The sequence below is a fragment of the Novosphingobium sp. HII-3 genome (assembly GCF_002916655.1).
GTDB lineage: Bacteria > Pseudomonadota > Alphaproteobacteria > Sphingomonadales > Sphingomonadaceae > Novosphingobium > Novosphingobium panipatense.
Genome location: NZ_PPSM01000014.1, coordinates 484,700 through 497,446, shown reverse-complemented (window position 1 = coordinate 497,446; position 12,747 = coordinate 484,700). Strand labels below are relative to the sequence as shown.

16 protein-coding genes are annotated in these 12,747 nt (G+C 64.2%); 1 reads left to right on the top strand and 15 read right to left on the bottom strand.

What is annotated here, in order from left to right; translation table 11 throughout:
* The first annotated feature begins 62 nt into the window (after positions 1-62).
* On the top strand, positions 63-686 hold the full coding sequence (locus C2R25_RS06195; RefSeq protein WP_103728326.1) for a trimeric intracellular cation channel family protein: 624 nt from the start codon (positions 63-65) through the stop codon (positions 684-686).
* A gap of 8 nt (positions 687-694) precedes the next feature.
* Here C2R25_RS06195 and C2R25_RS06190 read toward each other — a convergent pair whose 3' ends face one another.
* From C2R25_RS06190 to rpsH, 15 genes are all read right to left on the bottom strand, one after another.
* Positions 695-2,311: a class I adenylate-forming enzyme family protein gene (locus C2R25_RS06190; RefSeq protein ID WP_103728325.1), complete on the bottom strand. Its 1,617-nt coding sequence runs from the start codon at positions 2,309-2,311 to the stop codon at positions 695-697.
* A 242-nt stretch (positions 2,312-2,553) separates the two neighbouring features.
* Positions 2,554-2,976 (bottom strand): 50S ribosomal protein L17, encoded by a 423-nt coding sequence (rplQ, locus tag C2R25_RS06185; RefSeq protein ID WP_103728324.1) that lies wholly within the window; start codon positions 2,974-2,976, stop codon positions 2,554-2,556.
* Positions 2,977-3,170: 194 nt separating this feature from the next.
* On the bottom strand, positions 3,171-4,238 hold the full coding sequence (locus C2R25_RS06180; protein ID WP_103728323.1) for a DNA-directed RNA polymerase subunit alpha: 1,068 nt from the start codon (positions 4,236-4,238) through the stop codon (positions 3,171-3,173).
* Positions 4,239-4,343: 105 nt separating this feature from the next.
* A complete protein-coding gene (gene rpsK / locus C2R25_RS06175; RefSeq protein ID WP_007011846.1) occupies positions 4,344-4,733 on the bottom strand; it encodes a 30S ribosomal protein S11 in 390 nt (129 codons plus the stop codon).
* A gap of 60 nt (positions 4,734-4,793) precedes the next feature.
* Entirely contained in the window at positions 4,794-5,162 is a 369-nt protein-coding gene (gene rpsM / locus C2R25_RS06170) for a 30S ribosomal protein S13 (protein WP_103728322.1), read from the bottom strand.
* 333 nt (positions 5,163-5,495) lie between these two features.
* A complete protein-coding gene (locus tag C2R25_RS06165; protein ID WP_233203781.1) occupies positions 5,496-6,218 on the bottom strand; it encodes an SRPBCC family protein in 723 nt (240 codons plus the stop codon).
* 43 nt (positions 6,219-6,261) lie between these two features.
* Positions 6,262-6,909 (bottom strand): adenylate kinase, encoded by a 648-nt coding sequence (locus tag C2R25_RS06160; RefSeq protein ID WP_103728320.1) that lies wholly within the window; start codon positions 6,907-6,909, stop codon positions 6,262-6,264.
* A gap of 48 nt (positions 6,910-6,957) precedes the next feature.
* Positions 6,958-8,325: a preprotein translocase subunit SecY gene (secY, locus tag C2R25_RS06155; RefSeq protein ID WP_103728319.1), complete on the bottom strand. Its 1,368-nt coding sequence runs from the start codon at positions 8,323-8,325 to the stop codon at positions 6,958-6,960.
* A 244-nt stretch (positions 8,326-8,569) separates the two neighbouring features.
* Positions 8,570-9,049: a 50S ribosomal protein L15 gene (rplO, locus tag C2R25_RS06150; protein ID WP_103728318.1), complete on the bottom strand. Its 480-nt coding sequence runs from the start codon at positions 9,047-9,049 to the stop codon at positions 8,570-8,572.
* A gap of 144 nt (positions 9,050-9,193) precedes the next feature.
* A complete protein-coding gene (locus C2R25_RS06145; RefSeq protein ID WP_233203780.1) occupies positions 9,194-10,339 on the bottom strand; it encodes an ankyrin repeat domain-containing protein in 1,146 nt (381 codons plus the stop codon).
* A gap of 228 nt (positions 10,340-10,567) precedes the next feature.
* Complete coding sequence (gene rpmD / locus C2R25_RS06140) at positions 10,568-10,744, bottom strand: 50S ribosomal protein L30 (protein WP_103099210.1); 177 nt, start codon at positions 10,742-10,744, stop codon at positions 10,568-10,570.
* Between the two features lie 5 nt (positions 10,745-10,749).
* Positions 10,750-11,478: a 30S ribosomal protein S5 gene (gene rpsE, locus C2R25_RS06135; RefSeq protein ID WP_103728316.1), complete on the bottom strand. Its 729-nt coding sequence runs from the start codon at positions 11,476-11,478 to the stop codon at positions 10,750-10,752.
* Between the two features lie 2 nt (positions 11,479-11,480).
* The gene (gene rplR, locus C2R25_RS06130) at positions 11,481-11,819 is read right to left on the bottom strand and encodes a 50S ribosomal protein L18 (RefSeq protein ID WP_103728315.1); all 339 of its coding nucleotides are present in this window, start codon (positions 11,817-11,819) and stop codon (positions 11,481-11,483) included.
* Positions 11,819-12,352: a 50S ribosomal protein L6 gene (rplF, locus tag C2R25_RS06125; protein ID WP_103728314.1), complete on the bottom strand. Its 534-nt coding sequence runs from the start codon at positions 12,350-12,352 to the stop codon at positions 11,819-11,821. Before rplF ends, rplR begins: the two co-directional genes overlap by 1 nt.
* Positions 12,352-12,747 (bottom strand): 30S ribosomal protein S8, encoded by a 396-nt coding sequence (rpsH, locus tag C2R25_RS06120; protein WP_103728313.1) that lies wholly within the window; start codon positions 12,745-12,747, stop codon positions 12,352-12,354. The genes rplF and rpsH overlap by 1 nt, the downstream gene beginning before the upstream one ends.

Genomic DNA, 12,747 nt, shown 5'->3' with positions numbered 1-12,747 from the left:
TCCGCTGTGTATCGTAAATTGAATGTGGGTCAAGTGCTGCTCGTCATGCTACCAGCCCGGCCATGATCCCGCCCTCGCCCGCCCTGCCACCGGCCCTCGACTTGCTCGGTATCGCTGTCTTTGCGTTGACGGGTGCACTTGCGGCGGCACAGCTGCGCCAGACGTTCGTGACGGTCGCCTTCTTTGCACTGATCACGGGCGTGGGTGGTGGATCGCTGCGTGACCTGCTCATCGGCGCCCCGGTGTTCTGGGTTCACGACCCGCTGGTGGCCCCCGTCTGCCTTGCCGTGGCGCTCCTCGCCTGGTTTACGCCTGTTCGCTGGTGGCGCGGGCAGCTACTGGAATGGGCGGACGCGCTCGGTCTGGCGGTCTATGCCGTATTCGGCACGATCAAGGCCCTGCACTGGGGCGTACCGCCCGTCCCCGCCGTGTTGATGGGGGTCATCACCGGTTGCATTGGCGGCATCGTGCGCGACGTTCTGGCCGGGCAACCCTCGATCCTGATGCGACCGGAGCTTTACGTCACTGCCGCCGCGCTTGCCGCCAGCCTCGCCAGCCTCGGCATCGCGCTCGGTCTCTCAGCGCCGCTGACGTGGGCTATAGCGGTACTTGCCGGCTTCAGCCTGCGCGGAGCGGCGATACACTGGTCGCTTGGCCTCCCCGCTCACCAGGGCGACGACGACTAGCCGGCGCGTCAGGCTTGACCGTCCTGTCGGTCAAGCCGCTCCGCCAGCATCCGGGCAAGCTCGCGGCGCGCCACCTTGTTGGAATGCAGCAGAGGCACCTCTTCTCGCTCAAGTTCCAGATAGGCGCGAGGGACCTTGAAGCTGGATAGGCGCTGTCGCAACTCGCCCTCGATCACGGCGAAGTCCAAACCGGCACCATCCCTCGCGACGACGCCCGCCACAAGGCGATGGCCGCGTTCCCGGTCAGGCAGGCCGACGACATAGGCGGCGTGGATGGCGTCGAACGTCTGAAGCTCCATCTCGACCTCCGCCGGAGAGACGTTGGAGCCGGATACCTTGATCATGTCTCCGCTTCGTCCGACGAAATGAACGCGGCGGCCCTGCGGACGATCCTCCACAAGGCACATGTCGCCCGTCCGGTAGTATCCATCCGGCGTGAAGTGCTCTGCCCGCTCGATCTTGTGCAGCCCGAGTGCAACCGGATAGCCGCGCACCTGCATCTCGCCAGTCTCCCCCGGGGTGACCGGCCGGTTATCGCCGTCCGCGACACGGATATCGTAGCCCGGTGCAAAATGATCCATCGGCGCACAGACCGGCCGGCCGGGCGCCCGGAAATCGTCTCCCCAGGAGTACGGCCCCAGCGTCTCGCTCATGCCGAGGCCCCACCAGGGCTTTGGCCCGCGAATAGCGGCAAGGTCCTCCTCCGCCAGCACCGACCCCATCGCAAAGCGGCTGTCGGAAAGCGTCCGCTCCGTACACACCACGGTCGCGCCGGCTTCGAGCCCGGGCACAAGGTACATCATCAAGCCACCCACCCAGAACATCGGCAGCGGGCATTGCACGCGCTTGCCAGCAACATGCCCCATCATCTTCCGCAACGTGTGGCTGCGCAGGCACACCGCCCCATGGCCGTGCCGCACACCCTTGGGCAGCGCCATTGATCCCGAGGTATAGATCTCGATCATCTGGTCGGTCGGATGCACTTCCGCTTGGACGGAACAAAGCAGGTCGTCGCTCACGCTCCCGGCCGCGTCCGTCAGGAAGGTGGAGGTGCCCACGCAGCCGGGCAGTGCTGTGCCTGCCGATACGATCCAGCGCAGGTAAGGCACCGAAGGGAGGCGCAGCCTACCCTGCTCCTGCCCTTCGAGTTCCGGCAGCGCCTCCATCAGCCGCTCGATCAGATCCTTGCCGAGCATCGTGCGCTGCACAACAAGGCCCTGGATGTCCGATTGCCTCAGCACCCGCACCAGTTCATTCGCCCGGATCATCGTGCTGATCGGAATGGCGATCGCTCCAATCCGGCTGATCGCGGCAAGCCACACGGCAAAGCCGGGCCCGTTGCCGTGGATGAACCCCACCCGCGATCCCTTGCCGACCCCCTGCGCCAGCAGCCCTCGTGCAAGGAGCGCGGACCTTTCGCCAAGCTCCCGGTACGTCAAGGACGCAAGCACCTCACCCCCGTCCTCCAGTGTCACGGCAGGCGCATCACCATAGGCTGCGGCCACGGCGTGGATGAATTGCGCAAAGGTCGCCGCGGCCTCGGGAAGACCGGAGCCGCGCTCAGCACATTGCACCTCCCGCGATACGCCCTGCCTGCTCACGTCCTCGCCCTTACCCATCCTCATCTACCCCCGCACACCGTCAAGCGGCGCCTCCGCTGCCGCAAAGCCGATCGGGAAATAAGGAGAGGCTGCCGGGCCCGCGCAACAGCTATGTCCGCCGCAGCACCGATACCGCTCAGGCGTTTAGGGACTGTGCTCCGCGCGGGCGGCGCGGGCGAACTCCACTTCGGCCTTTCCCACGCAAAAGCGGCCGCGAACCGAAGTTCACGACCGCTTCCGTAGATCCTGTAAGGACGCCGCCGGGCTTAAGCCTCGGCGTATTCCTCGACGTCATTATTCACCGGACCCGAGTCCTGGCCCTTGGCCGCAACGTCGCGGTCAACCAGTTCGATGATCGCCACCGGAGCCGCGTCCGAGGCGCGGTAACCAGCCTTGATGATGCGGGTGTAACCACCGTTACGACCAGCGTAGCGCTCGGCGAGAACTTCAAACAGCTTCTTTTCCTGCGCTTCGTCCATGAGACGAGCGTGGGCCAGACGGCGGTTCGACAAGCCGCCATGCTTGGCGAGCGTGATCAGCTTCTCGACATAGGGGCGCAGTTCCTTGGCCTTGGCCGTGGTCGTCTGGATCTGCTCGTGCTTGATGAGCGCGGCCGCGAGGTTACGCAGCAGGGCGGCGCGGTGGCCAGAGGTGCGCTGCAGCTTGCGCTGGCCATACTTGTGACGCATGTTCTCTTCTCCGTTCGTCAGACAGCCGTTCAAGGTACTGCCTGCCGGGCGATGCAGTACGGCCATCGCCCAAAGCCGGTTCACCTATCGTGAAGCGCTGCCCTCAACCCGATTTCGGGCAAGGAGTCAAGCCAAAGAAAAAGGCCCCGCGATCTCTCGCGGAGCCCTCTTCATGTCAGCCTCGGGACGCCCGATCAGCCGAGCAGTTCCTGCTCCAGCTTCTTGGCCATCTCTTCGATGTTTTCGGGCGGCCAGCCCGGGATGTCCATGCCGAGGCGCAGACCCATCGACGAAAGCACTTCCTTGATCTCGTTGAGCGACTTGCGGCCGAAGTTCGGCGTGCGCAGCATCTCGGCTTCGGTCTTCTGGACCAGATCGCCGATGTAGATGATGTTGTCGTTCTTGAGACAGTTCGCCGAACGCACCGACAGCTCCAGTTCGTCGACCTTCTTGAGAAGGTAACGGTTGAGCTGATTGGTGTCGCTTTCTTCCGCGGTCGTCGTGCCGCCGACAGCGACGCCGATCATCGGCGAGGCGCCAACCGGAGCGATGTCCTCGAAGTGGACGAACAGCGCGAGCTGGTCCTGCAGAATGCGAGCGGCGTAAGCAACCGCGTCCTCGGGGGTCACGGTGCCGTCGGTCTCGACAGTCAGGTTCAGCTTGTCGAAATCGAGTTCCTGACCGATGCGGGCGTTCTCGACCTTGTAGCTCACCTGGCGAACAGGCGAGTACAGCGAGTCGACCGGGATCAGGCCGATGGGCGCGTCAACTGGACGGTTCGACACCGCAGGGACGTAGCCCTTGCCCGTGTCGGCGGTCAGCTCCATGTTGAGCGTCGCGCCCTCGTCGAGATGGCAGATCACCAGGTCCTTGTTCATGACCTCGATGTCGCCCGAGACGGCAATGTCGCCAGCCGTGACGGCAGCCGGGCCGGTCGCCGAAAGCTGAAGACGCTTCGGGCCGTCGCCCTGCATCTTGAGAGCGATCTGCTTGACGTTCAGGACGATGTCCGTGACGTCTTCACGCACGCCGGCAAGCGACGAGAATTCGTGAAGTACGTTCTCGATCTTGATCGAGGTGATCGCCGCACCCTGCAGGGACGAAAGGAGCACGCGACGCAGCGCGTTTCCGAGCGTCAGACCGAAGCCGCGCTCGAGAGGTTCGGCGACGAAGGTCGCCTTCAGCTTGGGGTCTGGTCCCGGCTTGACCTCAAGGCTGTTCGGCTTCTTGAGTTCCTGCCAGTTCTTGATGTTGACAGTCATGGACTTCCCCTGGGAGTGATGGCGGTTACGCCCCGAAGGCCTGGTGGAGAGGCCCGGGACGTTCCGAAGACGGGCGACGACCGGTCGTCGCCCGCATTAGCTCGATCAGACGCGGCGGCGCTTCGAGGGACGAACGCCGTTGTGCGGAATCGGCGTGACGTCGCGGATCGAGGTAATCGTGAAGCCGACAGCCTGGAGGGCGCGCAGCGCGCTCTCACGGCCCGAACCCGGGCCCTTGACTTCGACTTCGAGGGTACGGACGCCGTGTTCGGCGGCCTTCTTGCCGGCGTCATCCGCGGCCACCTGAGCGGCATACGGCGTCGACTTGCGGCTGCCCTTGAAGCCCATCATGCCTGCCGAGGACCACGAAATCGCGTTGCCCTGGGCGTCGGTGATGGTCACCATGGTGTTGTTGAAGCTTGCATTCACGTGGGCAATGCCGCTCGTGATGTTCTTGCGCTCGCGGCGCTTAATGCGCTGAGGTTCGCGTGCCATGTTCGTCTATCCTGTCGAAATATCGCTGCGGGAAACCGAAAGCCTGTACGGCTCCGCGGCTTACTTCTTCTTGCCGGCGATCGGCTTGGCCTTGCCCTTGCGGGTGCGCGCATTGGTGTGCGTGCGCTGGCCGCGAACCGGGAGACCCTTGCGGTGACGCAGGCCGCGGTAGCAGGCCAGGTCCATCAGACGCTTGATGTTCATCGCGGTCTCGCGACGAAGGTCACCCTCAACGGTGTGATCCGCGTCGATCGTTTCACGGATCTGCAGCACTTCGGCGTCCGACAGGTCCTGCACGCGGCGGGTATGATCGATACCGAGCTTGTCGGCGATTTCGACGGCCTTGGTACGACCGATGCCGTGGATATACGTCAGCGCGATAATAACGCGCTTGTTGGTGGGGAGATTTACCCCTGCAATACGAGCCACTTAATTCTCCTGCTCCACAGGGGCACGACAGCGCACCCCCATCTCAACGCTGTCACACCCGGAAAAGTCAAATGGCAAAAGGTCCGGTGGGCGGTAACTCGCGGGTGCATTGAACACGCGGTATTGGCCTTCCGGACTTGCCGTTGCTGTCGAGTGAAGGGGGCGCATAAGATGATTCGGCGTCAAAGTCAACGCCCGCAGCGCCGACGGCCGGCAGCACCCGGGACCGGTGCGTAACGCCTGACGGAATGCAGTTATGCTTAATACAGATCCGCACAGCCGTCAAAGGCCACCCGCCGATCCTCTACACCGGAGGTGCGCCGGGACGATCGATCAGCGACCTATAGGCGCGCCGGTCGGCGGAGCGGGGGACTCCGAAAGCGGCAGCAACCCGGGAGGAACGGCCGTATTCAAGCCCGGCGCTTCCTCTTCGGTCGGTTCGACATTCTCGACGGCTTTCCCGGCGTCGATGCCCGTATCAATGCCTGAAAAAGCCTCCGCGAAACTGCCCCCCAGTTTCTGGGCAAGTCGCTTCATCTGGTTCGCCAGGACGCCGTCGACCGCAGGTGCAAGTTGGTTGAAAGCCGTACGGGCGTACCCGCCGACCACATACTCCAGCAGGATCTGCGTAGAGGTGCCGCTGGGATCAGGCTTGAGCTGGAACGTCAGGGTTCCGGTCAGAGCTTCCGACTGCAACGGACCAAGCGCGCCCATCATTCGCAGGGCCCGCCCGGGCTCCGCGTAGATGACGCGAAGGTGCTCGACACTCCCGCGCCCGCCCGCCTTGTCCCCCGACTTCGCCGGCAGGATCTCGCAGAAGCAGCCCCCTGCCCGCGCGTCCAGCGACAGGTTCGCAGCCTCGCCGGACCATGTGTGTTCGGCGTCCCACCAGACCGAGGGCCTGGTAAGGACCGCCCAGGCCTCTTCGGGGCTGGCGGTGACCTGGACGATATGCCGCACGACGAAGCCGGCGCTCGCCACCTGCGCGACCCTGGCCACCGCCGGCATCGGCTGCAGAGCCAGTCCGGCCGTCAATAACGCGGCAGCTATCGCCATCCTCATAGATACTGCCCCGTTTGTCGCGAGATACCCGTGGGCGTCAGCCCGCCACGATGCTTTCGATGGCGGCGGTCACCTCGTCCATGTCCGCCATGCCATCGACCTTAGCGACGATGCCCCGCGCTTCGTAGATCGGCAGAATCGGTGCGGTCTTCGCGCGATACTCCGCCATGCGGGTGCGCACGGTCTCCGCGTTGTCGTCCGGACGCCGCTTGAACTCGTGGCCGCCGCACCTGTCGCAGGTGCCCTCGACCTTCGGCTTCTCGAAGCTGTCGTGATAGCCCTTGCCGCAGCTCGCGCACGTGAAGCGGCCGGTGATCCGCTCGACAAGAGCGTCCTCGTTCACCTCCAGCTCGATTACGTGGTCAAGCTTGCGGCCGCGCTCGGCGAGGATCGCATCGAGTGAAATCGCCTGCGCCTCAGTCCGGGGATACCCGTCGAAGATAGCGCCCGTGCCGGACCCCATCGCGTCAAGCTCGTCGCCAATGAGGGCAGAAACGATGGTGTCGGAGACCAGTTCGCCCCGCTCCATCACGGCCTTGGCCTCAAGCCCGGTCGGCGTTCCCGCACGCACTGCAGCGCGCAGCATGTCGCCGGTCGAAAGCTGCCGCATTCCGTGCTTGTCCACCAGGCGCTGTGCCTGGGTGCCCTTACCTGCCCCGGGCGGCCCCAGAAGGATGATATTCACGCCGTAAACCCCCTCACTACTTCGGTATGGGTCAGACCCTAGCGCGCATCAGCGCAGCCGACCCTTCAGCTTCGCCTTCTTGATGAGATCGCCATACTGGTGCGCCAACAGGTGCGACTGGATCTGCGTGATCGTATCGACGGTCACGTTGACCACGATCAGCAGGCTGGTGCCACCCATGAACAGCAGCGGCAAGCCCGTCAGCGACATGAAGTATTCCGGAACCGTGCAGACGATCACCAGGTACGCAGCGCCGAGGACCGTGATGCGGGTCAACACGTAGTCCAGGTACGTTGCGGTGTTCTTGCCGGGCCGGATACCCGGTATGAAGCCGCCATTCTTCTTCAGGTTCTCGGCCGTCTCCTCGGGATTAAACACAACCGCCGTGTAGAAGAAGCAGAAGAAGATGATGCCGGCCGCGTAGAGCAGCATGTACAGCGGCTTGCCATGCGCAAGGTACTGGTTGAGAGTCACAACGATCTTGCCGATCGTCGAGTCCGGCGTCAGCGAATTGCCCGCGAACTGGCTGATGGTCAGCGGCAGCAGCAGCAGCGAACTGGCGAAGATCGGCGGAATGACGCCTGCCGTATTCAGCTTCAGCGGGAGGTGGCTGCGATCCGCCTGCATCATGCCACGCTGGGTCGCACGCTTGGGATACTGGATCAGGAGGCGACGGGTCGCGCGCTCCATGAAACAGATCATCAGGATCATCGCTACAACAAGCGCGATCAATGCGATGATGAGGATCGAACCCGTGTCGCCGGCCGCGTAAGCCGCGCCCAGATTGCTGGCGAACGTCGGCATCTGCGCGACGATACCCGCCATGATGATGAGCGAAACGCCGTTGCCGATCCCCCGCGACGTGATCTGCTCACCAAGCCACAGGAGGAACATCGTGCCGCCGATCAGCGAGATCACCGCGCCGATACGAAACATCATGCCCGGATCAACGACAGCCGTCAGGCCGCGCGAGGTCGACAGGGCTTCCAGACCGGTGGCGATGGCATAACCCTGCACGATGCAAAGCAGGACCGTACCATAACGCGTGTACTGGTTCAGCTTCTTGCGACCGGCCTCGCCTTCCTTCTTCAGCGCGATGAGCGCCGGGTGAAGGGACGCGGCGAGCTGCACCACGATGGAAGCAGTAATGTACGGCATGACACCCAGAGCGATGAGGCTCATGCGCGACAGAGAACCGCCCGAGAACGTGTTGAAGAGATCGAGAATGCCGCCCTGCGTCTGCAGGTAGAGGTCGCGCAGCGCGATCGGATTGACACCCGGCAGCGGCACGAAGCTCAGGAAACGGAACACGATCAGGGCGCCGATGGTGAACCAGATGCGGTTCTTGAGCTCGGTGGCCTTGGAGAAGTTGGCCAGGCTGAGCGTGCTGGCGATGTTGTCGGCGCGTGAAGCCATGACGTTCTAAAAAGCCTCGAAGAATCTGATCGGATTCGCCCTTAGCCGCTCATGCCGGCGTTGTCGAACCCGGGAAAGGAACTGGCCATATAGACATTGGAACAAGCTCTGAAAGCCCCTGTCCCGCAGCATACGCGCTGGTGTGATGTGCGTGCATCACTTCCCGGCAGCCCCCGAAAGCAAAGAGAGGGCAAAGCGCCCGGCGCCCGCCCTCTCCCTTGATCTGCTCTCCGTACCCCGGAACTTAGGCCGCAGCCTCTTCCTTGGCGGGAACGATCACGGAGCCACCGACCTTCTCGACGGCGGCCACCGCGCCGGCAGATGCGCCGGCAACGTTGAAGGTCACCTTGGAAGTCAGCTCACCCTTGGCGAGAAGGCGCACGCCGTGCTTGCCGCCACGCGCAAGGCCGGCTGCCTTCAGCGCCGCGTGATCGACGACGCCAGCGACGTCGAGCTTGCCGGCGTCGATCGCCTTCTGGACGAGGCCCAAGTTCACTTCTGCGTAGTCCTTGGCGAACTTCTTGTTCGAGAAGCCACGCTTCGGCAGACGCATGTGAAGCGGCATCTGACCGCCTTCGAAGCCGTTGATGGACACGCCCGAACGCGCCTTCGCGCCCTTCTGACCGCGGCCGGCAGTCTTGCCCTTGCCCGAGCCGATACCACGGCCTACGCGGATGCGGCGGTGACGGGCGCCAGCGTTGTCACGGATGTCATTCAGTTTCATGTCTTGCACTCGCTTTCGCTTTGAGTCGCGCTGATAGGAAGTGGCGCCCTTAGAGGACGCGCCGCCGATTGTCACGCCCCAAACCGTACTCCTGCGCTCTGCCCTACCGCATGGCAGAAGGGGCCCTCGATCTGTCGGCCACCGTCAGTTGCCCCCGCCGAAGCCGACAAGCAGCTTCGCGGTTTCCGGCACCCGGGTACCGAAGGCGTCGCGTGCCGGAGCCCAACGCACGATCTCTACGGCCAAGCCGCACAGTTCCCTGTCGAACGCAGGTGAACCCGAGGCGGGTTCCATCACGCACTCCAGTGTGTTGCCCTTTTCGTCGACTTGGAAGTTCAGGTCATGACGGCTGAATCGCTGTCCGCGAAGAACCGTGCGGTAACGCTCCTTCAGCTCCGTCAGCGCATGATTGAACTCGATCAGGCTGGCATCGTCCCAGCGCGGTTTTTGGCGAAGGCTCGCGAACTCTTCCTCGGTCACCAGTGGCCGCATCGCGCGAATGACGCCGTACCACCGCATGATGCGGGCGATCTGCAACGGGGACTGGCGGTCGATCGTCGTCTGACAGGTGCCGCCCGTCGGGCTTGCCTTCGCGCGCAGCAGGGCCTGCGCAGCGGGCCATCGGTGGTAAGCGACGGCCCAGGCAAGAGGCGTGAGGCCGAAGAGGTCCGGACGATCCAGCGCTGCCGGATCCCGCTTCAGCAGCACCGCGATGTCACGGATGGACCCCCGGCGGGCTGCTGCTCCCAAGCCGTGCTCCATCCGGGCGACGCCGAGTTCCGCGAACCCGAACGGCTGCTCGACCCCCGCATCCGGGCTCTCCGGAAGGCTCGGTGCGGGTCCGGCCTTGTCCACGGCCCGGCACACGTCACCGTAGGGATACCGCGGATCCGCCAGGACGGCCGCGTTGTACCGCCGCCCGAAGCCCGTCACTGTGTCGTCGGGCTTCATCTGACCCTCGTCGATCTTGCCGTCCGGGACGAAAGCCACCGCCCGTACCGACCACGGCGAGAGCCCGCCGAGCACCCGGCACTGTACACCGTACGCTTCGGTCGAGATGCCAGAGGGTGTCGTCGCCGCGATCAGGCGGTAGTCGCCCCTGTCCAGCGCCTTATGCGCCTCGGCCACGGCGTTGGCATCCCCAAGCGCGAGCTTGCGGCGCAGCGACTTGTCGCTTTTGCGCAGCGCTGCAAGAAAGCCCGTATCCGCGCGGCGATCGCCGCACTGGCTGACCGCCGCCCCCTCCACTGTCAGGTTCGTCTCAGGAGCCTTCTGCGAGCAGCCAACCACCCCCAGCACTCCGAGAGACAGAAGAGAAGCTGCACAAAGCCGCCTGCCGATCAAGACTAGTCCCCGAATGGAAAAACGGCGCCGTCATGCGCCCATCATGCCGGCGCGAATAGCACAGCCGTGCCCTGTTGGAAGGCCTTTCCTGTAGCCGCCCCCGCCCGCATACGACAAAAGGCCCCGGCGTTTCCACCGGGGCCTTTCAAACTTCGCGGGCAAGGCCCGTGATGCTCAGTCGACGATAGCGACCATGTGGGGGAGCTTGGCAATGGCACCGCGCACTTCGGCGGTATCTTCCAGCTCCACGACGCGGTGCATCTTGCCGAGGCCAAGACCGATCAGGATCTTCTTCTGGCTCTCGGGACGACGGATCGGCGAACCGATCTGCTTGATCTTGATCTTCGCCATGCCTGTTACTCCGCGATCGCTTCGGCGGCGGCTTCAGCCTCCGCTTCGCTGGCGCCACCGCGACCCAGCAGGTCTGCGACCTTCTTGCCACGACGCTGGGCAACCGACTTCGGCGAAGTCTGGTTGGTCAGCGCGTCGAAGGTGGCGCGGATCATGTTGTAGGGGTTCGAAGTGCCGACCGACTTGGTGACAACGTCAGCGACGCCCAGGCTCTCGAACACGGCGCGCATCGGACCGCCGGCGATGATGCCGGTACCCGAAGGAGCCGTACGCACGTTCACGCGGCCCGCACCGAAGTGGCCCTTGCCGTCGTGATGGAGAGTACGACCCTCCTTCAGCGCGACGCGGATCATCTTCTTCTTGGCCGAAGCGGTCGCCTTGGTGATCGCTTCCGGCACTTCGCGTGCCTTGGAGTGACCGAAGCCTACCCGGCCCTTGCCGTCACCCACGACGACCAGAGCTGCGAAGCCGAAGCGCTTACCGCCCTTGACCGTCTTCGACACGCGGTTGATGTGGACGAGCTTCTCGATGAGCTCCTCGCCCTGTTCTTCCTCGTTGTTGCCACGGCCGCGACGGTCGTCGCGGCGGCCACGGCCACCACGATCGCCTCGGTCGTTGCCGCCACGGCCACGGCCGCCACGACCACGACCGCCGCCTTCGCGACCTTCGTGAGGAACGCCACCCTGCGGGTGCTCAGCCGCGATCGGCTGTTCGGTGATGTTTTCGTCGGCCATGATCAGAACTCCAGCCCGCCTTCACGGGCGGCTTCGGCCAGCGCCTTGACGCGACCGTGGTACAGGAAGCCGCCGCGGTCGAACACGACCGAGGTAATGCCCGCCTTCTTGGCGGCCTCGGCGAGTTCCTTGCCAACGCGGGTCGCGGCGTCGAGGTCGGTGCCCTTGGCGCCAAGCGTGTTGGCTGCGGCAACGGTGTGGCCCTGCGCATCGTCGATGATCTGCGCATAGATATGACGGCCGGTGCGGTGCACCGACAGACGGGGACGACCACCCGAACGGGCCTTGAGCGCGGTGCGTACGCGGCGCGCGCGGCGATCGAAGAGAGACAGCTTTGCCATTACTTCTTCTTCCCTTCCTTGCGGAAGATGTACTCGCCACGATAAGCGATACCCTTGCCCTTGTAGGGCTCAGGCTTGCGCCAGCGACGAATCTCGGCCGCGATCTGGCCGACCTTCTGCTTGTCGATGCCCGAAATTTCGACCGTGGTGTTATCCGGGGTCTTGATCTCGATGCCTTCCGGCACTGCGATGTCAACGTCGTGCGAGTAGCCGAGCTGAAGCTTCAGGGTCTTGCCCTGCGAGTTCGCACGGTAGCCGACGCCCTTGATCTCGAGGACCTTGGTGAAGCCGTTCGTCACGCCTTCGATCAGGTTCGAAACCAGAGTGCGCTGCATGCCCCAGTGGCTGCGGGCCTGCTTCGACTGGTTGACGGGCTGCACGGCGATCGAACCATCTTCCACCGCGTAGGTGACCTGGTCCGACAGGCTGAGGGTAAGCGTGCCCTTCGGGCCCTTTACCGACAGAACGCCGTTGTCGATGTTGGCGGTGACGCCGCTAGGAACGGCCACCGGCTTCTTACCGATGCGGCTCATTAGAACACCTCCGCCAGCACTTCGCCGCCGACGTTCTGCGTGCGGGCTTCGGCATCCGAGAGCACGCCGCGCGGGGTCGAGACGATGGTGATGCCAAGACCGTTGCGCACGATCGGAAGTTCCTTGGAACCCGAATAGACGCGGCGGCCCGGCTTGGAGACGCGAGCAATGTGCTTGATGGCAGGTTCGCCCTCAAAGTACTTCAGCTCGATGCGAAGCTGCGGGTGAGCGCCGGTCGCTTCGTCGGAGTAGCCACGGATGTAGCCCTCCCGCTGAAGCACTTCCAGGACGCGCGCACGCAGCTTCGAGGCCGGCGAAAGAACAGAATCCTTCTTCGCCTGCTGGCCGTTGCGGATGCGGGTGAGCATATCACCCAGGGGATCGGTCAATGCCAT